At 37.3% G+C, this 778-nt stretch carries 2 protein-coding genes; both read left to right on the forward strand.

From position 1 onward, the window contains the following. On the forward strand, nucleotides 1-534 hold a 534-nt coding region (locus N1032_RS24915; RefSeq protein WP_259543235.1), incomplete at its 5' end, for a hypothetical protein. A 9-nt stretch (nucleotides 535-543) separates the two neighbouring features. Next, nucleotides 544-778 (forward strand): hypothetical protein (locus tag N1032_RS24920; RefSeq protein WP_259543236.1); only part of this gene is annotated, 235 nt, incomplete at its 3' end.

The following is a 778-nucleotide window of genomic DNA, read 5'->3' on the forward strand; positions in this document are numbered from 1 at the left end:
TTTGACACTGCATTGAATCAGATTCAGGTTCAATACACTCAGATGCAAACACTAGTTAATACTGTTAATACAACCTCTAGTGCTATTCTTGGTTATAAAGCTGATGTACAGGCGATGGTTACTATTGCTCAGCAAGCACAAAGTGCAGTAAGTGATATATTTAGTCAGGCTAAAAAATACAATCTAGCATCAGTATACAAATTTAAAGAGTCAAACATTAATACAAACTCTTACACAATTACTACTGATGCTGCTGTCCAACGTATTACACTCAATACAGGTGTAACAACTATTAATTTAGTTGAGAATCCTGCTGAAGACCCAAGCGTTGCTAGACAGTTAACATTAATCTTTGTCCAAGGTACTGGTTCTAACAGTATTAAATGGTCTAACAATATTAGATGGAATGCTGGTCGTGAACCTCGTCTATCTTTCATTGAAGATTATGAAGATGTTGTAACAGTAATCACAGTGGATAAAGGTAAGACATGGTACGGCTTCTCTAATGGAGGCTGGTTCCCACCAACACCGTAAGGAGTAATCATGTTAAATGCTTTGGCTAATACAAAGTTTGACGTGAATGATATTTACTCCATGATTGATGGTCATAAAAGGTTCCTTATCGCCAACACTGGTAATACTCCAGATGGTCTTGGTGATAAGGACCATTATGCTATTAATGATGAAGGTATCATTGCAAACAACCGTCACTTTATTGCCTACACACAACAAGAGGCTATGCCAAATGGTGATGCTACAACAGAAGGGCAATCACTTT

This window comes from Herbiconiux daphne (assembly GCF_024979295.1).
GTDB classification, from domain to species: Bacteria; Actinomycetota; Actinomycetes; order Actinomycetales; family Microbacteriaceae; genus Herbiconiux; species Herbiconiux daphnes.